The sequence below is a fragment of the Neobacillus sp. NPDC097160 genome (genome assembly GCF_044762155.1).
Lineage (GTDB): Bacteria > Bacillota > Bacilli > Bacillales > Cytobacillaceae > Neobacillus.
The window spans coordinates 86,384-108,645 of record NZ_JBIWDU010000020.1; the positions used below are offsets into that span (position 1 = coordinate 86,384).

Consider the following 22,262-nt stretch of genomic DNA (forward strand, 5'->3'; position numbering starts at 1 on the left):
GCATTTATTTTAATCGTACTATTCAGAATCTTTTTCTGAATTTACTTTTTCCCCTGAATGCCAGCCCCAAAAAAATCCCCAGGGGTCTCTCCTTGGAAAATGGTCTTCCTTTCGATCATCCTTAGTTTCTATGTGTTTTACTTCATTAATTTTAACATTTTCTGCATTTGCAATTTCAACATTTTTTGGCATGAATGATTAAGTTGTCTACATGGAATTTCTTTATCCTTTTCTCGGACATCCCAACACATCAAAGACCGACGGTCAAAAGTATTCAAACAATACTGAAGAACAATAACAAGAATGATGCTTAGCAAGAATTGAAACGGAAAACAAAAATCAGCAAAAATAATTATGGCTTTACTCGTGGAGCTTCTTATTACGGGGGAACGGATAAATGATGAATGAACAAACATTAAGTAAATTAATCGAAATGAAATTGAGCGGTATGGCGGAAGCCTATAAGGAACAAGCATTGAATTATGAAACCTTACCACGCAATGAATTATTTAAAATGTAAAGATGGTTATTCGAGATTTATCACCAAGTTGCCCGAAAAGGTTGAGGATAGAATTAATCGTAAACAACAGGAGGAGAAAGCAGTATGTCTAAGCAAATAACCATCTACTGGTGTGACTTTTGTGGTTCCGAGTTTGCTGCCTTTGTACAGTTTCCCGAAGACATTATGCCATATTGTGTTAATTGTTGTAATGATGAGGATATAACACTGAAAGGATATACAGAAATTATTGGCTCATAGTCGCACAGACTACGAGCCTTTGGTGGTAAAAGGGAGGATGATTCTATTGTTCAGTAGTCATTGTTCCTTTGAATTGCTAGGTTACTCTACTAATGAATATTGTATTATGGTTTTAAAATGAATTTAATGCATTCATCTTCATGATTATAAAACTTATTATATGCTTCACTTGCCTGGTCAAGAGGAACTTTATGAGTAATAATTTCCGTTGGGTCGAACTCGCCTTTTGTGATCTTTTCGAACAACATAGGCATAAAGTGGATAACTGGTGCTTGTCCCATTTTTATCGTTACATTTCTTTCCCATATATCCCCAAGAGGAAACTGGTTGTATTTGGAGCCGTAAACTCCTGTTAACTGCATCGTTCCAAATTTTCGCACGGCATCCATACCGATTTTAATTGGGCTTATTGTTCCACCAATTAGCTTCATTTTTTGCTCAATTGCTTCAATAGGTGTTTTTTTTCCATCCATTCCAACTGCATCAATGATAACATCTGCTCCACCTTGAGTAATTTCTTTTATATATAAACCAATATCCTTTTGTTTGGTCAAATCAAATATTTCAACATTGTTCATTTTTTTTGCATGGTTTAGTCTGTAAGGGAGTTGATCAATCGCAATGACACGTTTAGCTCCTTTCATCCAAGCAAATTTTTGTGCCATTAACCCAACAGGACCACAACCGAGGACTACTACCGTATCACCATTTTTCACACCTGAATTATCCACGCTCCAATAGGCAGTCGGAAGGACATCAGACATAAACAATAATGCTTCATCTTCCAGTTCACAAGATTCTGGTACAACAAATGGGATAAAATTCGCGTATGGTACACGCAATAATTCAGCTTGACCTCCAAGATAATTCCCATATCGTTCAGTAAATCCGAAATATCCGCCTGTGTCTACATGTGGATTGCGGTTAGAGCTATCGCATTGGCTTTCCATTTCATTTTCACAGTAAAAACAGTATCCACAAGCAATATTGAAAGGTAATACTACTCGGTCTCCTTTTTTCACTTTTGTTACTTCGGATCCTACTTCTTCAACTATTCCCATTGGTTCATGACCGACAACATAGTCTTTTTCAGCTTTAATTGCTCCTTGATATATATGAAGATCAGAGCCACATATGGCTGTTGAGGTAATACGGACAATTATATCATCGTTTTTTTCAATAGCCGGATCTGGTACCTCTTTAACTTGCATATTCATTGCACTTTGAAAGGTAACTGCTTTCATAAATAAACCTCCTAGAAATAAAATACACTACCTAGTATGTTTATATATCTACCTTTAAATTCTTAGTTTGAATCAGATTTAAAATTATTCTAATAATACATGTACATTGAAAAAGTGGATCATGACGGTGGCTTATTACCTTAAAACATTTTTTGACGTCCAGTGATGGGCGTTTTTTGTTTGTGTAATAAGTCGAAGGGATTTTTGAACTCAAAATAATTTTGCATTAATTTTGCATCTGTAAAAATAAAAAATCCCCCAATCGCTTATGTACCAACGATTTGAGGGATTATACATTACGTCCCAAAGAGGATTCGAACCTCCGACCTACAGTTTAGGAAACTGTTGCTCTATCCTGCTGAGCTATTGGGACAAGAAAACTATAAAAATTAATCAAGCTCACACAATAAGATAATCCCGTCCTGATCTCAGAAAGAATAATCAAGAAGTGTTTCGATCAGTACGCTGAAGAAAATTCATTGAAGTATATTCGAGCGTGCTGAGCTATTGGGACACTTATCCAATTGAATGGAACGTTTATTATTATAATTAGTTTATCGAGAAAGGTCAATAAAAAGATGTAATTATTGGATTGGTAAGTTTCTTGACACTTCTTTTTTTATTGCAGCCTTTTCCCGGAAAATGACCCATACGATTAAGCTCAGACCAATTAATAAGCCTTCCATCGATAAAATATACCAAGGGTAGGGCCCAAGAACATCCAGCAAACTTGCGCTGTCAGGTTTGTGAATTAGGAACATATAATTTCCACCCACAAGCTTATTGATAAACATAATAATCGGCATTAATACATTTAAAAAGACAAATAATTTTAGGACAGACCAAATGGTTGGCCGGTAGCCCTTTGCCCAAGTAAAATAAAGCGGCACCCAGATAATCATTAAATGGGTATAAAAGAAGTGAAAAAATCGAAAATGTGGGAAGTCATAATTTAGTAATGGAGTAATCAATGCCTGGGATGCTCCCAGTAATGCGGTAAATAATAAAATCTCATATATAATTTTTTTCCTTGTGAGTAATAAAATTATGGTTAAAATCAGGCTGATGCTGCACAATTCCAGAGGAATGGCATGACTAACATTCCAGCTGCCATTAAGCATCATCCAAAAATGATAAGTTGTTTCTGCCATTAGTAACGATATCGCAACCCCAATTTCCGCAGCTCGCCATTTCTCATCTTTTAATTTCTCTCTATAGAAAAATAGTAAAGCCGAAACTACTAAACAGATGGATATAATAACAAAGTGACTGATGGAAAACATTTCAAAATCATAGTTTTTGTAACTGCGTCCAAACCAGCCCATACATTCACCATCCTTTGTTAAATCTTAACATGCTTTGAATGTTGGTTAAATCAGAATATTTCGTGGTTTATTGGCAAAAACATGAGGATGTCCACAATTGTCGACATCCTCATCCCTATATTACTTATTTTCAATTACTTCACTAATAAATCCCTTTAATTTGGAAGATATTCGACGAGTGCCCGAGACCTTTGTTATGTGATATAATAGTTTGTCGAAGATATTCGAAATGAATTTAACAGTGGAGGTCATTATGGCTGCTTATACGCCGATGATACAGCAATATTTAACCGTTAAGGCAGACTATCAAGATGCCTTTTTATTTTTTCGCTTAGGTGATTTTTATGAAATGTTTTTTGAGGATGCCGTAAAAGCATCACAAGAATTAGAGATAACCTTAACAAGCCGCGATGGTGGTTCAGAGGATCGGATTCCGATGTGCGGTGTTCCCTACCATGCCGCGCCGAACTATATTGAACAGCTTGTTTCAAAAGGATACAAAGTGGCGATTTGTGAGCAAATGGAAGACGCAAAACAAACAAAAGGCATGGTGAAACGCGAAGTTGTCCAATTGATCACACCGGGAACAGTGATGGATGGCAAGGGGTTAAACGATAAAGAGAACAACTATATTGCCTCGATTACATTATTTGACGATCAAACCTACGGATTTGCTTATAACGACATTTCAACTGGTGAAAGTCGTGTAACCCTGCTTTCAAGTAATTTTGATGATGTATTAAATGAACTGTCGGTTTTAAGTGCTAAAGAAGTAGTTGTCGCAAGCAGCTTTGACGGTGATCTTCAAAAGAAAATGCGCGAACGTGATGTCCTAGCGATTTCGTTTGAGGATAATAGTTCGATAGATATGAACTTTTCCCATCTGATCGAAGATCTGAATCAAGATAAATTAAAGCAAACAACAGCAAGGCTGTTTAACTATTTATACCGGTCGCAGAAAAGAAGTCTTGACCATCTCCAACCGGTTACGACCTATCAAATTCATCAATATATGAAAATTGATTATTATTCAAAGCGCAATCTGGAATTAACCGAGACGATCCGTTCTAAAGGGAAAAAAGGATCATTATTATGGCTTATGGATGAGACGATGACAGCCATGGGTGGACGGATGTTAAAGCACTGGATTGACCGGCCGTTAATCAATCAGGCTGAAATTGAGCATCGTCAAACTATTGTTGAAGTCTTATTAAGTCATTATTTTGAGCGTCAGGAGCTTCGGGAAAAATTAAAAGAAGTGTACGATTTAGAGCGATTAGCAGGACGTGTTGCTTTTGGCAATGTCAATGCCCGCGATTTAATGCAATTAAAGCGCTCCTTAATGCAGGTGCCATTTTTAAAAGAAATCCTCGGAAATATGGAGAATGCACATGTGAGCCAAATCGCGGAGCAGCTGGATCCATGCGAAGAGATCACCGATTTGTTGGAGCAGGCGATTGTGGAAAATCCCCCGTTATCCTTAAAAGAGGGGAATATGATTCGGGACGGCTACAATGCCCAGCTTGATCAATACCGTGATGCCAGTCGCAACGGAAAGACATGGATTGCCCAGTTGGAGCGGGAAGAACGCGAAAAAACCGGAATAAAGTCATTGAAGGTGGGTTATAACCGCGTATTTGGCTACTATATTGAAGTCACACGGGCAAACCTGCATCTTTTGCAAGAAGGGCAGTATGAACGCAAGCAAACCTTAACAAATGCCGAACGTTTTATTACCCCTGCCTTAAAGGAAAAAGAGGCGTTAATTTTACAAGCGGAAGAAAAATGTGGTGAACTGGAATACGATTTGTTTACCGAAATTCGCGAGATTGTGAAGGAACAGATCCCAAGATTACAGGCATTGGCGAAATCGGTCAGTGAGCTTGATGTACTGCAATGTTTTGCTCAAGTAAGTGAGGAGCGCCGCTATGTGAAACCGCAATTTTCGGCTGAAAGAAGAGTTGTGGTGAAGGATGGCCGTCATCCAGTAGTTGAAAAAGTATTAAACGCCCAGGAATATGTTCCAAATGACTGCCAAATGGACAGTGATCGTGAAGTATTGTTAATAACAGGACCAAATATGTCTGGTAAAAGTACGTACATGCGCCAAATTGCACTGACTGCGATTTTGGCACAAATCGGCTGTTATGTACCGGCATCAGAAGCAGTACTGCCACTATTTGACCAGGTATTTACCCGAATTGGGGCAGCGGATGATTTAATTTCCGGACAGAGTACGTTCATGGTCGAAATGCTCGAAGCTAAAAATGCGATAACCAATGCAACGCAAAACAGTTTGATATTGTTTGACGAAATCGGCCGTGGAACGTCGACTTACGACGGGATGGCGCTGGCACAGGCAATTATTGAATATATCCATGAGAGGATTGGGGCGAAAACGTTATTTTCAACCCATTACCATGAGTTGACCGTTTTGGATGAAGAGCTTCAGAAGTTAAAAAATATTCATGTCAGCGCAATTGAACATAATGGCAAGGTCGTTTTCCTTCATAAAATTAAAGAAGGGCCTGCCGATAAGAGCTATGGGATCCATGTGGCCCAGCTTGCGGAGCTGCCTGCAGAATTAATCAGCAGAGCGAATGAAATTTTAACAGCGTTAGAACAGCCTGAAGTACAGACGGTGCCGGCAGAAACGGCTCCAGTTATTGTGGAACAGCCTGCACAGCTGTCATTCTTTGATGAACCGAAAGAACCGAAAAAACACGAATCGACTTCTAAAGAAAAACGAGTGTTGGAGAAAATAAAAGAATTAGATTTATTAGATGTAACCCCGCTGCAGGCAATTAACATGTTGTACGAGCTCCAGAAAAAGTTAAAGTAAGGGGTGAAGGCGAATGGGAAAAATAATCCAATTAGATGATGCGCTGTCTAACAAAATAGCGGCGGGAGAAGTCGTTGAACGCCCCGCCTCTGTTGTAAAAGAGCTTGTAGAAAATGCAATCGATGCCGGCAGTACAGTGATTGAAATTGAAGTGGAGGAGGCGGGGCTCGCTAAAATTCGCATTACCGATAACGGCAACGGAATTGACGAAGAGGACGTGTTAATCGCCTTTCAACGCCATGCCACTTCAAAAATCAAAAACGAAAATGACTTGTTTCGCATCCGTACTCTTGGATTTCGCGGTGAAGCACTGCCGAGTATCGCTTCGGTTTCACGGCTTGAAATGAAGACCTCTACCGGGGAAGGTGCCGGAAATCGAGTGGTCATTGAAGGCGGGAAAGTAGAAGTTTTTGAGAAAGCTTCTGCAAGACGGGGTACGGATATAACGATTACCGATTTATTTTACAATACGCCAGCACGCTTGAAGTATATGAAAACGATTCACACAGAGCTTGGAAATATTACCGATGTTGTCAACCGGCTTTCCCTATCGCATCCTGAGGTTGCGTTCCGTTTAATCCATAATGAGCGGAAGCTGCTGCAAACGACAGGGAACGGCGATGTTCGTCAGGTGCTGGCAGCGATATATGGGCTGGCGATTGCTAAGCAACTTGTTCCAATCACTGGCCAGTCGCTTGATTATAAAATCAGCGGCTTTGCTTCAATGCCCGAGATCACAAGGGCGTCAAGAAACTATATTTCAACCATGATTAATGGTCGATTTATCAAAAACTATCCGTTAGCCAAGGCGATACAGGAAGGCTACCATACCTTGCTGCCGATTGGCAGGTTTCCGATTGTGCTTCTAAATATTGAAATGGATCCGCTTCTGGTAGATGTAAATGTGCACCCATCGAAAATGGAGGTTCGGATTAGTAAAGAAGCAGAACTGGATGAGCTTGTGACAACAATCATCAAAGATACCTTTAAATCCAAGATCTTAATTCCGACTGCTTATACTCCTGTGAAAAAAGAAGATGCGAAATCTGAACAGACTTCGTTAACGCTTGATGAAGGAACATCAACTAATAAAGAAGTTCATAGGGAATGGTCAGTTCCTGCACAAACTGTTCAGGAAACTAGGACATTCCCGGTTTCACCATTTGTAGGTACTCCTGATAGAATGGAGACGCGTGATGAAACAGTTGCTTGGGTACCAACAAAGCCATTTTTTGAATCAGATGAACAAGTCAACGAATCCATTGACGATTCACTAGGACATAAGCAAATAATAGAGTCAACTGGCGATCAATCTGAAAGCAGAATCCCTCGTCTATATCCGATCGGGCAAATGCACGGGACCTATATATTTGCCCAGAATGAAAATGGCTTATATATCATCGACCAGCACGCGGCACAGGAACGGCTGAAATATGAGTATTTTCGGGAAAAGGTGGGACAGGTTCAGTCCGAATTGCAGGAAATGCTCGTCCCGATTACCTTCGAATATTCAACAGATGAGTATGTGAAAATAACGGAGAATCTTAGTGAGCTCGAAGTGGTTGGTGTGTTTCTTGAGGAATTCGGCTTGAATAGTTTTATTGTCCGATCTCATCCGCAATGGTTCCCGAAAGGGGATGAAAAGCAAATCATTGAAGACATGATTGAACAGCTTTTATCGATGAAAAAAGTCGATATCAAAAAACTTCGAGAAGAAGCAGCCATCATGATGAGCTGTAAAGCATCGATTAAAGCGAACCGCCATTTGCGAAATGATGAAATCCAAGCACTGCTGGATGATTTGCGGAAGGCATCTGATCCGTTTACCTGTCCGCATGGGAGACCAATCATTGTCCATTATTCGGTTTATGAAATGGAGAAGATGTTTAAACGGGTAATGTAGGTTATTGTGACCGTGAACCGGAAAATAGAGGTAGAACGGTAACAAAGAAGAGGTTATTGTGACCAAACACCAGGAATTAGAGGAAAAACGGTAACAAAAAATTGTAAACAAAGAGGCTGAAGGGGGGTTTGCCCTTCAGCCTCTTCTTTTTTATAGGCTGTTTTCGTAAAGAATGTTGTTATTAACCACGGTTACTCCAAAAAAAGTCACTAATATGGTGTGAAATTACACATATTAGCAAGTTAATATGATATATCGGCGATTTTTTTAAGTTTATCGGCGAATCTACGATTTTATCGGCGAATCTAAAATAGCAACAAACTTTTAGAAAAGAGCATTTTTTATGTTTGAATTTTATCCTATTTCATAGCTGCTTGCAGCTTACCCATGTATTGAAGAGCCATACCAGTTCCTACTGCCACGGACTCTAGTGGGTTTGTTGCGAGTGCAACAGGAACAAAGATTTCCTCACTAAGCCATGCCTCCATACCATTTAATAATGCACCACCGCCAGTCAGAATAACTCCGCGGTCAACAATATCGCCGCTAAGTTCCGCGGGACAATCCTCTAACGTAGCACGGACTGCTTCTAAAATATGCAGAAGGGATTCTCTAATCGCATTCCGAGTCTCGTATGATGATAGTGTAATTGTTTTTGGTAAACCAGTGACAAGGTCACGGCCGCGGACTTCCTTGGTAAATTCCTCATGGTCAATTAGCGCATACCCAATTTCCATTTTGATATTTTCAGCAGTTCGTTCACCAATTAACACATTGTATTCTTTCCGAACATATTGAATAATATCGTCATCCAGGCGATCACCACCAACTTTGATCGAGTGGCAGGCTACAACGCCGCCAAAGGAAATAATGGCAACCTCTGTATTTCCGCCGCCGATGTCGACAACCACATTGGCAACCGGTTCATCAACAGGTAAACCGGCCCCAATAGCTGCAGCAACTGGTTCCTCAATCAATGAGATTTTTTTAGCACCGGCATTTCTGACCGCATCTTGAATGGCTCTTCGATCCACACTAGTGGAACCAGATGGGATACAGACGACCACATTTGGTTTACGAAGGGCAAACCCCATTTTTTTAGAGGCTTTTCGTATCACGTGCTTGAGCATTTCGGTTGTAACATCAAAGTCAGCAATGACTCCGTCTTTTAAAGGGCGGATCGCGACAATTTTTTCAGGCGTCTTTCCGATCATTTCTTTCGCTTCAAGCCCTACAGCTACTACATTTTTTGTTTCTGTATCGATGACCACCACGGATGGCTCATTAAGAACGATTCCTTTGTTTTTACTATACACCAATATATTTGCTGTTCCTAAGTCAATTCCAATATCATATGTTGAAAGCATTTCTTCACCTTATTCCTTATTTATTAGTCATGAAACACTACGAATAAGCCTACCACGAATGTGGGGGTGAAAAGCTATTTGTAAATGAACCGTTATCGTTTTGTAAAGATACATGAAATATTTTTCATCTTTGGTACAAAAATGGATATAATAAAATCATTCGTCAAAATGCATAGAAAACAATTTTTTTGTATATACTTGTTTGATGTTCAACTGCTATTCAAATTTATGTTACGATAGAGATGTGGAAGTGAAAATCCTTCATTGAAAATGGAATAAGGCAGTGTGAAAATATTGGATTCAAAACAAAAATTATTGGTTATTATTGGCCCGACCGCAGTAGGAAAAACAAAATTAAGTATCGAAATGGCCAAACGTTATAATGGTGAAATCATTAGCGGGGATTCGATGCAAATTTATCGTGGAATGGATATCGGGACAGCAAAAATCACAGAAAAAGAAATGGAAGGGATTCCCCACCATTTAATCGATATCAAGGAGCCATCAGAAAATTTTTCCGTTGCTGAATTTCAACATCTTGTTCGGGATAGAATAAATGAGATTGCCAAAAAGGAAAAGCTGCCCATTATAGTCGGCGGGACAGGGTTGTATATTCAGTCTGTCATTTATGATTATCAATTTTCCGATGTTCCGGGTGATGTGTCCTTTCGTCTTAAGCTAGAGGAAAGGGTAAAAGAAATAGGAAATGAAGCACTGTATAAAGAATTAATTGAGGTTGATCCGGAAAGTGCTGCACAAATACATCCGAATAATGTTAGAAGGGTCATTCGTGCACTGGAAATATTTCATCTGACTGGGAAGACGATGAAAGACTACCAAAGTACACAACAGCCAGACCTTCTGTACAATACAGCACTAATCGGCTTAACAATGGAACGGGTGAATCTTTACCAGCGCATTAATTCCCGGGTAGATATAATGATGAACGAAGGCCTTTTAGCCGAGGTAAAGGGCTTGTATGAACAAGGCATACGTGATTGTCAGTCCATTCAAGCGATCGGCTACAAAGAAATTTATGACTATATTGATGGCAGGGTGACGCTGGACGAAGCTGTAGAAATTTTAAAACAAAATTCAAGAAGATATGCCAAAAGGCAATTGACTTGGTTTCGGAACAAAATGGATGTACAATGGTTTGATATGACAGATGTGAATAATTTCTCAAAAAAAATAGCGGAAATTTCACATTATGTTGAAGGAAAGCTACAAGTAAAATCGAATACATATTAGTAGAGATTAAAGAGGAGGATATACTAATGAAAACAGCGATTAATATTCAAGACCAATTTTTAAACCAGTGCCGGAAAGACAACACCCACGTAACGGTGTTCCTTCTAAACGGTTTTCAATTACGAGGCCAAATTAAGGGCTTTGATAATTTTACAGTTCTTTTTGAATCAGAGGGGAAACAGCAATTGGTATTTAAACATGCCATTTCAACCTTTGCACCACAAAGAAATGTTCAACTTGAGTTGGATGCACAATAAAATCCTTTTATCTAAAATGAGCCCATTAACCGTGGGCTCGTTTTTTTTATTGAAAAAAATTCTTTTAATGAAAGTCTTGGGTCGTGAATACACATAGAATGTGGGATTATGCCTAACCTAATACACTTCTGAGTAGCTTAAATCTTGCTACCTTACGTATACTGTTTGCAGAATGAGAGGTGATAGCTTTGGATCAACCATTTCGAATGAAAAGTAACGGTCAAATAAGAGTTGTACTCAATTCCCAAAAAGGAAAAACAGTAACAAAAGAGTTACCTGACTTTCAAGTTGTTCCAAAGATCATTCCCCCCGAACACGCGGCCTTAAAAGAAATTGAAGAGGAGCTCGGGGCTTTGGTTGGCATGGAAGAAATGAAACGAATGATAAAGGAAATTTACGCATGGATTTATGTAAACAAGAAACGTGAGGAAATGGGGCTAAAGGCAAGAAAACAAGCGCTCCATATGATGTTTAAAGGGAATCCAGGGACAGGAAAAACAACAGTAGCAAGGTTAATTGGAAAGCTGTTTCAAAAAATGAGCGTGCTGACAAAAGGGCACTTAATTGAGGCTGAACGAGCTGACCTCGTCGGCGAGTATATTGGCCATACAGCGCAAAAAACAAGGGATCTGATTAAGAAGGCTCAAGGCGGGATTCTGTTTATCGATGAGGCCTATTCTTTAGGGAGAGGCGGGGAAAAGGATTTTGGCAAGGAGGCAATTGATACACTTGTGAAGCATATGGAGGATAAACAGCATGAATTTATCTTAATTCTTGCGGGGTATTCTAGAGAAATGGATTATTTTTTAACCTTAAATCCCGGACTTCATTCCCGCTTTCCATTAGTGATTGATTTCCCAGATTACAATATTGATCAGTTGATGGATATTGCCGGCAGAATGTTAATTGAGAGAGAGTATACATTGAGCCATGAGGCCGAAAAAAAACTAAGAGATCATTTAATTTGGGTGAAGGCTGTGTTAAATCCGAATAGTTTTTCAAACGGCAGATATGTCCGTAATGTCATCGAAAAATCAGTGCGTGCCCAAGCGATGAGACTGTTAATGCTTAATAGCTATGACAGGCATGAATTGATGACATTGAGAAGCAATGATCTTATGTTTGATGAAGACTGAAAAAAATCGGCGGAATGTGCAGCCCGCCGATTTTCTTATCTATAGCCGATTTTTTTCGAAATTAATGGGAACCAAGGCTCCGGGAAGGCAGCTTCCAATCGAAGGTGTAAGAAAGGACCCGCAATCCGGTAACAAGTACAAAAAGGGTATACAATTCCCATGAATGTGTTGCAATCTTAAGTCCGATGATAAGACCGGCAAGAATGGCCCAAACCGCATAAATTTCAGCTCTGAGTACAATCGGTCGTCTTCCTGCTAATAAATCACGAATAATCCCACCGCCGATTCCGGTCATTACAGCTGCAACAATAACAGCACTAAGCGGATGATTCATATTGGCAGCATACATTGCGCCCTGAATGGCAAACGCGGACAAGCCGATTGCATCGAATAGGTTTCCCCATTTTTGCCAATGTTTAAGCAGATTGCGAGGAAATAGAAACACCGCAGTAATTGATAACAAAGCAATTTGAAAAAATAAGCCCTGTTCCCATAAGGCAGAAACCGGTACACCAATTAACAGGTTTCGAATCGCCCCGCCGCCAAAAGCAGTGACAATGCCTAAAATATATACACCTAAAATATCATATTCCTCTTCCATGGCCACTATCGCACCACTGACAGCAAAGGCAATAGTGCCAATCATACTTAAAACTTCCCACGTCATTTTATCCGATTTCTCCCCGATGTACATTTATATAAAAAACACTATGATAATAGTAATATCGATTATTTAACAAACATTAAAATTTTATCACTTTGCGCGAAAATTACAACAAATTTTTATTATCTTTTAGAGTACGTGAAAAATTAGAGAATGGAATCGATTTTTGTTATGATGGGTGGTAGTGCTTTTAGAGAAGGAAGGATGCCTAGTGGAACAAAAGGAAACGAAAGAGAAAGCAATTCTTGTTGGCTGTCATACCAACGAAAGTGATGATTTGCGTTTTCAGTATTCTATGGAGGAGTTAGGCTCATTAACGGAAACCGCACAGGGAGAAGTGTTGGTTTCAGTCGTCCAAAAGAGGGATCGGGTACATCCGGCAACCTATATAGGGAAAGGTAAAGTGGAAGAACTAAATGCCCTTGTTGAGGAACTTGAAGCGGATATTGTCATATTTAATGATGAACTTTCTCCAAGCCAAAAGCGAAATCTTGCTTCAGCGGTGAATGCCCGGATCATTGACCGAACCCAACTCATATTGGATATTTTTGCACAAAGGGCGCGCTCCAAAGAAGGGAAACTCCAAGTTGAACTTGCACAGCTGCAATACCTCCTACCGCGCCTTGCTGGTCAAGGAACTGCCTTATCTCGTCTTGGTGCAGGGATTGGAACAAGAGGCCCCGGGGAAACGAAGTTAGAATCGGATCGCCGGCACATCCGCCGCAGAATTGACGATATTAAAACCCAGTTATCCGTTATCGTCCAACACCGTGATCGATACCGGGAAAGAAGAAAGAAAAACAAAGTCTTTCAAGTTGCGATCGTTGGTTATACGAATGCAGGTAAATCAACCCTTTTTAATCGTTTGTCCGAAGCGGATTCATATGAAGAAAATCAATTATTTGCAACGCTTGACCCCATGACACGTAAATTGATTTTACCAAGTGGTTTTTTATCATTGATTACCGATACAGTTGGCTTTATTCAGGATCTCCCTACGACCTTAATCGCAGCATTTCGCTCAACCCTTGAGGAAGTTAAGGAAGCGGATTTGCTTCTTCATGTCGTCGATATGTCGAATCCAGATTATTTCCATCATGAAAAAACGGTAAAAAAGCTGCTTGATGACTTAAAAATTAAAGATATCCCGCAGTTAACCGTTTATAATAAAAAAGATATTCAGCATCCTGATTTCGTTCCAACTGCCGATACACCTACTGCTTTTATTAGTGCTTATGATGAAAGGGATCGCCATGCTTTGAAAGAGAAAATGGAAAAGGTAATCATCGAAATGATGAATCCATTCGAGGTGCAGGTCCCATCGACAGAAGGAAAGCTGCTTTCACAATTAAAAAATGAAACCATCCTAAGGGAGCTCACCTTTGTGGAAGAGGGTCAATTCTATCGATGCAAAGGGTTTACACTACAGGATCACCAAATAACAGGGCAATTACAGAAATTTAAAATTTAGATAGGAGCAACAACATGTTTCAACAATTAAAAAATGGGGAAAAGCTTCAGCCGATTGTAAAAGAAGTTGAGCAACAAATAGTCTCAGTACATAACGCAATAGATGAAAGAATTGAATCCAATCAATTTCGGGTATTAAGAAGTTTTCAAAACAAACGGGTGAGTGACTCCCATTTTACCCCGTCAACAGGTTATGGATACGATGATATTGGCAGAGATACACTGGAATTAGTCTATGCTGATGTTTTTGGTGGGGAAGCAGGACTTGTACGTCCGCAAATCATATCTGGCACGCATGCTATCTCAATTGCCTTATTTGGTATTCTCCGCCCTGGCGATGAGCTTCTTTATATTACCGGCAAACCATACGATACCCTTGAAGAAATCGTAGGAATCCGTGGGAACGGGGTTGGCTCGTTAAAGGAATTCGGTATATCCTACGATAGCGTGGCACTTACTGATGAAGGTGGAATCAATTGGGAAGCTGTTTCGGGAAAAATAAAACCTAATACGAAAATGATTGGGATTCAACGCTCCAAAGGGTATGCGACAAGGCCATCCTTCACGGTTGCCGAAATAGGCGAGATGATCAAGTATGTCAAAGAAATTAAACAGGATGTTGTCGTCTTTGTTGATAATTGTTACGGGGAGTTTGTCGAAGAGCTGGAGCCATGTCATGTTGGCGCAGACTTAATGGCGGGGTCACTTATTAAAAACCCTGGCGGCGGGATTGCAAAGACTGGCGGCTATATCGTTGGCAAAAAACAGTGGGTGGAGGCATGTTCCTACCGTATGACCTCACCAGGGATTGGGGCTGAAGCAGGTGCATCCCTTTACAGTCTGCAAGAAATGTATCAAGGCTTCTTCCTTGCACCGCACGTCGTTGGCCAGGCATTAAAAGGTGCTGTATTTACCGCAGCGATGCTGGAGAAATTAGGAATGAATTCATCCCCGAAATGGAATGCCAAGCGGACGGATCTAATTCAATCGGTACAGTTCGATGACCGGGATAAAATGGTTGCTTTTTGCCAGGCAATTCAATTTGCTTCACCTGTTAATTCCTACGTAACGCCGCACCCAAGCTATATGCCTGGATATGAAGACGACGTCATTATGGCAGCAGGGACCTTTATCCAAGGTGCGAGCATTGAATTAACGGCAGACGGCCCCATTAGACCGCCTTATGTCGCCTATGTACAGGGCGGCCTAACCTATGCCCATGTAAAAATGGCCGTTTGTCTTGCGATTGATCATTTAATGGAAAAAGGATTAATAGAACTGAATTAGGTGAAGAATGTATCAGGGACAACTTGGATAGTTGTCCTATTTTTTTACGAAAAAAACCATGTTAGAAAACCTAACATGATATTGACAACATTTCTAACACGAAATATAATAGCAATATGAATTAACAAGAAGGAGGAGAAATTTGGTGAGTGGAAAGGAAATTCGTCGATCCATGCCACTGTTTCCCATCGGAACTGTCATGCAGCTAACAGATCTAACTGCCAGACAAATCCGCTACTATGAAGAACACCAATTGATTTCTCCGGCAAGAACCGAGGGGAACAGGCGTCTATTTAGTTTAAATGATATTGATAGATTGTTAGAAATTAAGGATTTAATTGATCAGGGTGTCAATATGGCTGGAATCAAGCAATTACTTTTAGTCAAAGAACAGCATGCAAACGTGTTAGAACAGCAAACGCAAAAGGCTAAGCGCGATATTTCAGATGATCAGCTTAGAAAGCTGCTGCGTAACGAATTAATGCATTCAGGCAGAAACAATCGATCCACATTACGTCAAGGTGATATGTCTCGATTTTTCCATTAAAGATGTTGATTTTTTAAAATAATTGGGGGTATTAAAATGGCAAAGTATTCAAGAGAAGATATCCAAAGATTGGCAAAAGAGGAAAACGTGAAATTCATCCGATTACAATTTACTGATATTCTTGGAACGATTAAAAACGTGGAGATTCCTTTCAGCCAATTGGAAAAGGCGCTTGACAACAAGATGATGTTTGATGGTTCTTCTATCGAAGGCTTCGTAAGGATTGAAGAATCTGATATGCAGCTTTATCCTGATCTAGATACATGGGTGGTTTTCCCTTGGACAGCTGAAAAAGGAAAGGTTGCTCGTTTAATTTGTGATATTCATACTCCTGATGGAAACCCGTTTGCAGGTGACCCCCGTAATAACTTAAAAAGGGTATTAAAAGAAATGGAAGAGCTTGGCTTCACAAGCTTTAATCTTGGACCTGAACCAGAATTCTTCCTATTTAAATTAGATGAAAAAGGTGAGCCTACGCTAGAATTGAATGACCAAGCCGGTTATTTTGATTTAGCACCAACAGATTTAGGTGAAAACTGCCGCCGTGATATCGTACTTGAGTTAGAAGAAATGGGCTTTGAAATCGAAGCTTCACACCATGAAGTAGCACCAGGACAGCATGAAATTGACTTTAAATATGCTGACGCATTAACAGCTTGTGATCAAATTCAAACGTTCAAACTTGTAGTAAAAACAATTGCGCGTAAACATGGTTTACATGCAACATTTATGCCAAAACCATTATTCGGTGTCAATGGATCTGGAATGCACATGAATCTTTCTTTATTTAAAAATGGAGAAAATGCTTTCTATGAGCCAACTGGTGACCTTCAGATGAGTGACAATGCCCGTCATTTCATCGCGGGAATTCTAAAACACGCACCAAGCTTTACAGCAGTAACTAATCCTACCGTTAACTCTTTTAAGCGTCTAGTTCCTGGTTATGAGGCACCATGTTATGTGGCATGGTCTGCACAAAACCGTTCACCATTAATCCGTATTCCGGCATCACGCGGATTAAGTACACGTGTCGAAGTGCGGAGCGTAGACCCTGCAGCAAATCCATATTTGGCAATGGCAGTGCTTCTAAAAGCAGGCCTAGAAGGAATTAAAAATAAATTAACTCCTCCTGCACCGGTGGATCGTAACATCTATGTTATGAGCAAGGAAGAAAGAATCGAAGAAGGAATCATCGATCTTCCTGCAACATTAGCACAAGCATTGGATCTATTAAAGGAAGATGAAGTGATTGTTTCCGGTCTTGGAGAGCACATCTTCGAACACTTCGTTGAGGCAAAAGAGATCGAATGGGATATGTTCCGCACCGTTGTTCACCAATGGGAACGAGACCAATATATGAGCATGTACTAAAAATAAGCATAAGCAAAACACCCAGATTGGATTACATCCACGTACTGGGTGTTTTTTTGTTATTTTTCTTCACTGTTTTGTTTCAACAGTTTGAATCCAGAAAGAACGGTATCACCACCAATTCCTGCTATAGCGGAAAAAAAAATGATTTCCACCAATGAATTTGGAGCGGTATACAAGACGAGGAGAAGGGACGCAACTGCACCTAGAAGCAATTCTTCTAGAAAACCGAGATAAATGAACCTTTTCGTTTTTCGAGGCATGACGAGTTTTCCATACTTTCGAACATGTCCAATAATCCCTACCGACCCACCAATAACTAACGAGAAAATAATGTCCGTTAACACTGTTTCTCACACTCCTTAAGCCTATTATTTTGGGACCTAAGGTAAATCATGGTGTACTATTATTATATTTAATATTTCCAATATGAGCATGAGTAAAAATACTGAATTTTCCATATATTTATCCAGGATGTTGTACTTTTATAAATTTTTCCCAATAAAATAGCATAAAAAAGAGCCGGACATATGCCCAGCTTTTTTGATTTTAATGAATATGTCGATAAACACCAATGACTTTTCCTAGAATCGAAACATTTCTTAAAATAATCGGATCCATGGTAGAGTTTTCCGGCTGCAGGCGAATGTAGTCCTTTTCCTTAAAAAATCTTTTACATGTTGCTTCGTCTTCCTCGGTCATCGCAACGACAATCTCACCGTTATTAGCGGTTTGCTGCTGCTTCACAATCACGTAATCCCCGTCAAGAATCCCGGCTTCTATCATACTTTCACCCATGATTTCCAGCATAAAGACATGCTCATCAGCGGGAGCCATGCTTTCCGGAAGTGGAAAATACTCTTCCACATTTTCGATTGCCGTAATGGGAAGACCTGCGGTAACTTTCCCAACTACTGGAACATTTACAACTTTGTTTCTTGGTATATGTGCTGCCTCGTCCACTTCTAAAATTTCAATAGCTCTTGGTTTGGTAGGGTCTCGTCTGATAAGTCCTTTGCTTTCCAATCTAGCTAAATGGCCGTGAACAGTAGAGCTGGATGCAAGTCCAACAGCTTCGCCAATTTCTCTCACGGAAGGTGGGTATCCTTTACTTTTAACCTCTGCTTTAATGAAATCGAGGATATCCTGCTGCCGTTTTGATATTTTTACCATGATAAAATGCACCTCGCCTGGTTAATGTTGTCTTTATTATAGCATGTTCTGGTAGTTTATACAAACATAAGTTCGAAAAAATAGTTGACAACAAACAAACGTTCGGATTATAATAAAATTAACTTGAAGAGAACGTATATTCCTATAAGAGGTGTAAAAACATGAAAAAATTATGTAAGCAATACTCCTATGCTATTATTCTTATCATTGTAAGCTGTACCTTTGCCTTCATATTATCATTTCAACATCATGCAAATGACCAGGATCAATATGTTAAGGTAACAATTTCAGAAGGTGATACGCTTTGGCAACTTTCTAACCAATATGCCGGGAAGCATTCATTATCAAATGATGAGTTCGTAAGTTGGGTAAAGAAGCATAATGAAAACATCAGTGATCAAATTTTTCCGGGCGAAGAGATCGTCATTCCGGTTAGCAAAAAGATATCTTTGCAAACAACAGAACTAGCTAGTGCCCCTGAAGAATAGAAAGGAAATTTTATGAAAGCAATCATATACTGCCGTGTCAGCACGAATAAAGAAACCCAGGAAACATCATTAAATCGTCAGGAAGAGGAACTGATTCATCTCGCGAAACAGTGCCAATTTGAAATCGATGCCATAATAAAAGAAAAAGCGAGTGGTTATGATTTTGAAAGAGATGGCATACTACAGGTATTAGAACGAATAAAGGATCCACAAGTACAGGCATTATTGATCCAGGACGAAACACGGCTTGGAAGAGGAAACGCCAAAATTGCCCTGCTGCATTGTATCTTAAAAGAAGGAATTAAACTTTATAGTATTTCCCATAATGGTGAATTGGAACTGTCAGAATCGGATTCGATGGTGTTGAAAATCGTCAGTATGGTGGAAGAATATCAACGAAAGCTTCATAATGTGAAAATAAAACGCGGCATGAAACGAGCGGTTGAACAAGGGTATGAACCGCAAAATAATTTAAAAAATCTGGGCAAAGACTCTGGCAGAGAAAAAATCGAAGTCCCAATTGAACAAATTATCAGGTTGAGAAACAATGACTTAACCTTTGCAGAAATAGCCGCAACACTTAGAGGCTTTGGGTATAAAGTTTCAAAGGCAACCGTACATAGAAGATACCAAGAATATATGGAATCACAAAATGAGTAGAGCTTTTGCCTTGTCAGAAGGTTTTTTATTTAGTAAAATCAGGTGGCTTAGATTTTTGAAAGGGAGGTTCCGAAATGCTAACCAAAGAAAAAATGGATCGAATTAATGAGCTGGCAAGAAAGGCCAAATCATCTGGTTTGACAGAACTAGAAGCAAAGGAACAATCGAAATTAAGAAGTGAGTATTTGGCAGTTTTTCGCTCCAATATGCTTGATACTTTAACAAATACAAAATTTATTGATCCAGATGGCAACGATGTAACACCTGATAAACTGAAAGCAAGAAAGAAAAACACACTCCATTAAGAATTTGGAATACATTTTATTGGTATTCCTTTTTTACATATATCTTTCTATAAAGTGTCAAAATATATCTGACTTTTATGATTTGTAATTTGTTTAGTAGTTGAATTAATTCTAAATGCAATATAATATTAATGATGTGTTTAGTAATTGTAAACAAGAAAGGATGTAATTCATGTTTAATACTATTGATGATTTATCTGTTACTTCAATACGGACGCTTGCTATCGATGCAATTGAGAAGGCAAACTCCGGACATCCAGGAATGCCAATGGGTGCGGCACCAATGACTTATGCATTATGGACACGCATTATGAACCATAATCCAAAGAATCCTCATTGGTTTAACCGAGATCGCTTTGTCTTATCTGCAGGCCATGGTTCTGCTTTGTTATACAGCATGCTTCATTTATCCGGTTACAATTTAACCATGGATGACTTGAAACAATTCCGTCAATGGGGAAGTAAAACACCTGGACACCCTGAGTATCGCCACACTGAAGGTGTAGAAGCAACAACTGGCCCGCTTGGTCAAGGAATTGCGATGGCAGTTGGAATGGCAATGGCAGAACGCCATGTCGCAAGCGTTTATAATAAAGATAATTTTGAACTTGTGAACCATTTTACGTACAGTATTTGTGGTGATGGGGACTTAATGGAAGGTGTTTCTGCAGAAGCAGCTTCACTTGCAGGACATTTGAAATTGGGACGTTTGGTTGTTCTTTACGATTCCAATGATATTTCCCTTGATGGAGACTTAAATAAATCTTTCTCTGAAAGTGTGAAAGACCGTTTCCAAGCATATGGCTGGCAATATCTTCGCGTAGAAGATGGTAATAATCTTGAAGAAGTCGAAAAAGCACTTGAAGAAGCTAAAAATGACTTAGACCGTCCTACGATGATTGAAGTAAGAACAGTTATTGGCTATGGTTCACCTAATCGTGCCGGAACATCAGGTGTTCACGGTGCACCACTTGGTGCCGATGAGTTAAAACTGACAAAAGAAGCTTATAAATGGACATTCGAAGAAGATTTCCATGTGCCACAGGAAGTATATGACAATTTCCAAAAGCTCATCGTCGAAAATGGTGAAAAGAAGGAAAAAGAATGGAATGATCTTTTCGCACAGTATAAAAAAGAATACCCTGAACTAGCAGTACAGCTTGAGCAGGCATTAAATAATGAACTTCCAGAAGGATGGGACAAGGATGTACCAGTATATCCAGAAGGAAAAAGCCTTGCAAGCCGTGCCTCATCCGGTGAAGTATTAAATGCTATTGCGAAAAACCTTCCTATTTTCATCGGTGGTTCTGCAGACCTTGCAGGTTCAAATAAAACGATGATTAAAGGTACGAAAGACTATATGCCTGGTTCTTACGAAGGCCGCAATTTCTGGTTCGGTGTCCGTGAATTTGCAATGGGTGCTGCGATGAACGGTATTGCCCTTCATGGCGGTGTTAAGGTATTTGGAGGAACATTCTTTGTATTCTCTGATTACTTACGTCCAGCAATTCGCTTAGCAGCCTTAATGGGATTACCGGTAACATATGTCTTCACACATGACAGTATTGCTGTTGGAGAAGATGGCCCAACACACGAACCAATTGAACAGATAGCTGCATTACGCGCAATGCCAGGTTTGTCTATTATTCGTCCAGCAGATGGTAATGAAACAGCAGCAGCTTGGAAGCTTGCGGTTGAGTCAACAAACAAACCAACGGCACTAGTATTGACTCGTCAAGATTTACCGACTTTAAAAGGAACCGATACAAATGCTTACGAAGGTGTTTCCAAAGGCGCCTATGTTGTTTCTCCATCGGAAAGAGATACTCCTGATGCATTGCTGTTGGCAACTGGTTCAGAAGTAAGTCTTGCCGTTGAGGCGCAAAAAGCCCTAGCTGGCGAAGGTGTTCACGTTTCTGTTGTCAGCATGCCTTCATGGGATCGCTTTGAGCAGCAATCTAAAGAATACAAAGATTCTGTGCTGCCAAAGAATGTGAAAAAACGTCTTGGAATTGAAGTGGGTGCATCCTTCGGCTGGCACAAATACACTGGCGATGAAGGCGATGTATTAGCTATCGATAAATTCGGAGCTTCTGCCCCTGGTGAAAAAATCATGGAAGAGTACGGCTTTACAGTGAATAATGTAGTCGCACGTGTGAAAGCACTTTTACAAAAATAAATATTGATTAAGAAGAGAACAGCTCATTTTGCT

Annotated in this window: 19 protein-coding genes, 1 tRNA gene and 1 pseudogene; 14 read left to right on the plus strand and 7 right to left on the minus strand. The window is 39.8% G+C overall.

Translation table 11 applies throughout. The features are described from left to right. Positions 1–400 precede the first annotated feature (400 nt). Positions 401–481 (plus strand): annotated as a pseudogene (locus tag ACIQXV_RS24365) (ATP-binding protein); the annotation flags it as partial. Between the two features lie 383 nt (positions 482–864). Here the strand turns inward: ACIQXV_RS24365 and ACIQXV_RS24370 are convergent. The 3 genes from ACIQXV_RS24370 to ACIQXV_RS24380 all read right to left on the minus strand — a co-directional run bounded on the left by ACIQXV_RS24370 (position 865) and on the right by ACIQXV_RS24380 (position 3,329). After that, positions 865–2,004, minus strand: a complete 1,140-nt coding sequence (locus tag ACIQXV_RS24370) for a zinc-dependent alcohol dehydrogenase (RefSeq protein WP_402963188.1) — start codon at positions 2,002–2,004, stop codon at positions 865–867. A gap of 299 nt (positions 2,005–2,303) precedes the next feature. Beyond that, positions 2,304–2,377, minus strand: a tRNA-Arg gene (locus ACIQXV_RS24375). A gap of 211 nt (positions 2,378–2,588) precedes the next feature. Continuing rightward, positions 2,589–3,329 (minus strand): YwaF family protein, encoded by a 741-nt coding sequence (locus ACIQXV_RS24380; RefSeq protein ID WP_402963191.1) that lies wholly within the window; start codon positions 3,327–3,329, stop codon positions 2,589–2,591. Between the two features lie 253 nt (positions 3,330–3,582). Between ACIQXV_RS24380 and mutS the strand changes: the two genes are divergently transcribed. Beyond that, positions 3,583–6,171, plus strand: a complete 2,589-nt coding sequence (gene mutS, locus ACIQXV_RS24385) for a DNA mismatch repair protein MutS (protein WP_402963305.1) — start codon at positions 3,583–3,585, stop codon at positions 6,169–6,171. Positions 6,172–6,184: 13 nt separating this feature from the next. Beyond that, on the plus strand, positions 6,185–8,074 hold the full coding sequence (gene mutL / locus ACIQXV_RS24390; protein WP_402963194.1) for a DNA mismatch repair endonuclease MutL: 1,890 nt from the start codon (positions 6,185–6,187) through the stop codon (positions 8,072–8,074). 359 nt (positions 8,075–8,433) lie between these two features. Here the strand turns inward: mutL and mreBH are convergent, their stop codons facing one another. Next, entirely contained in the window at positions 8,434–9,441 is a 1,008-nt protein-coding gene (mreBH, locus tag ACIQXV_RS24395) for a rod-share determining protein MreBH (protein WP_402963197.1), read from the minus strand. Between the two features lie 294 nt (positions 9,442–9,735). On the opposite strand from mreBH, the gene miaA reads away from it, so the two are divergent. From miaA to spoVK, 3 genes are all read left to right on the plus strand, one after another. Continuing rightward, positions 9,736–10,692, plus strand: coding sequence for a tRNA (adenosine(37)-N6)-dimethylallyltransferase MiaA (miaA, locus tag ACIQXV_RS24400; protein ID WP_402963200.1), 957 nt, complete (start codon positions 9,736–9,738; stop codon positions 10,690–10,692). Between the two features lie 26 nt (positions 10,693–10,718). After that, positions 10,719–10,949, plus strand: a complete 231-nt coding sequence (gene hfq, locus ACIQXV_RS24405) for an RNA chaperone Hfq (protein WP_402963203.1) — start codon at positions 10,719–10,721, stop codon at positions 10,947–10,949. A 188-nt stretch (positions 10,950–11,137) separates the two neighbouring features. Beyond that, positions 11,138–12,085 (plus strand): stage V sporulation protein K, encoded by a 948-nt coding sequence (gene spoVK / locus ACIQXV_RS24410; RefSeq protein ID WP_402963206.1) that lies wholly within the window; start codon positions 11,138–11,140, stop codon positions 12,083–12,085. A gap of 61 nt (positions 12,086–12,146) precedes the next feature. Here spoVK and ACIQXV_RS24415 read toward each other — a convergent pair whose 3' ends face one another. Then, positions 12,147–12,752: a trimeric intracellular cation channel family protein gene (locus tag ACIQXV_RS24415; protein ID WP_402963209.1), complete on the minus strand. Its 606-nt coding sequence runs from the start codon at positions 12,750–12,752 to the stop codon at positions 12,147–12,149. Between the two features lie 208 nt (positions 12,753–12,960). On the opposite strand from ACIQXV_RS24415, the gene hflX reads away from it, so the two are divergent. From hflX to glnA, 4 genes are all read left to right on the plus strand, one after another. Beyond that, complete coding sequence (gene hflX / locus ACIQXV_RS24420) at positions 12,961–14,220, plus strand: GTPase HflX (RefSeq protein WP_402963212.1); 1,260 nt, start codon at positions 12,961–12,963, stop codon at positions 14,218–14,220. A gap of 14 nt (positions 14,221–14,234) precedes the next feature. After that, complete coding sequence (locus ACIQXV_RS24425; protein WP_402963215.1) at positions 14,235–15,506, plus strand: methionine gamma-lyase family protein; 1,272 nt, start codon at positions 14,235–14,237, stop codon at positions 15,504–15,506. 172 nt (positions 15,507–15,678) lie between these two features. Then, the gene (locus tag ACIQXV_RS24430) at positions 15,679–16,053 is read left to right on the plus strand and encodes a MerR family transcriptional regulator (RefSeq protein WP_402963308.1); all 375 of its coding nucleotides are present in this window, start codon (positions 15,679–15,681) and stop codon (positions 16,051–16,053) included. A 36-nt stretch (positions 16,054–16,089) separates the two neighbouring features. Beyond that, positions 16,090–17,424 carry a type I glutamate--ammonia ligase gene (glnA, locus tag ACIQXV_RS24435; protein ID WP_402963218.1) on the plus strand — a complete coding sequence of 445 codons (1,335 nt, stop codon included), beginning with the start codon at positions 16,090–16,092 and terminating at the stop codon, positions 17,422–17,424. 59 nt (positions 17,425–17,483) lie between these two features. Here glnA and ACIQXV_RS24440 read toward each other — a convergent pair whose 3' ends face one another. Beyond that, positions 17,484–17,771, minus strand: a complete 288-nt coding sequence (locus tag ACIQXV_RS24440) for a DUF4257 domain-containing protein (RefSeq protein ID WP_402963221.1) — start codon at positions 17,769–17,771, stop codon at positions 17,484–17,486. 202 nt (positions 17,772–17,973) lie between these two features. Next, positions 17,974–18,597: a transcriptional repressor LexA gene (gene lexA, locus ACIQXV_RS24445; RefSeq protein ID WP_402963224.1), complete on the minus strand. Its 624-nt coding sequence runs from the start codon at positions 18,595–18,597 to the stop codon at positions 17,974–17,976. 161 nt (positions 18,598–18,758) lie between these two features. Here lexA and yneA point away from each other — a divergent pair, with 161 nt between their 5' ends. The 4 genes from yneA (at position 18,759) to tkt (ending at position 22,229) form a co-directional block, all read left to right on the plus strand. Then, positions 18,759–19,085 (plus strand): cell division suppressor protein YneA, encoded by a 327-nt coding sequence (gene yneA, locus ACIQXV_RS24450; protein ID WP_402963227.1) that lies wholly within the window; start codon positions 18,759–18,761, stop codon positions 19,083–19,085. Positions 19,086–19,097: 12 nt separating this feature from the next. Further along, positions 19,098–19,745, plus strand: a complete 648-nt coding sequence (locus ACIQXV_RS24455) for a YneB family resolvase-like protein (protein WP_402963230.1) — start codon at positions 19,098–19,100, stop codon at positions 19,743–19,745. 74 nt (positions 19,746–19,819) lie between these two features. Continuing rightward, positions 19,820–20,050 carry a DUF896 domain-containing protein gene (locus tag ACIQXV_RS24460; protein ID WP_402963233.1) on the plus strand — a complete coding sequence of 77 codons (231 nt, stop codon included), beginning with the start codon at positions 19,820–19,822 and terminating at the stop codon, positions 20,048–20,050. A 172-nt stretch (positions 20,051–20,222) separates the two neighbouring features. Then, a complete protein-coding gene (gene tkt / locus ACIQXV_RS24465) occupies positions 20,223–22,229 on the plus strand; it encodes a transketolase (protein WP_402963236.1) in 2,007 nt (668 codons plus the stop codon). Positions 22,230–22,262: the final 33 nt, after the last annotated feature.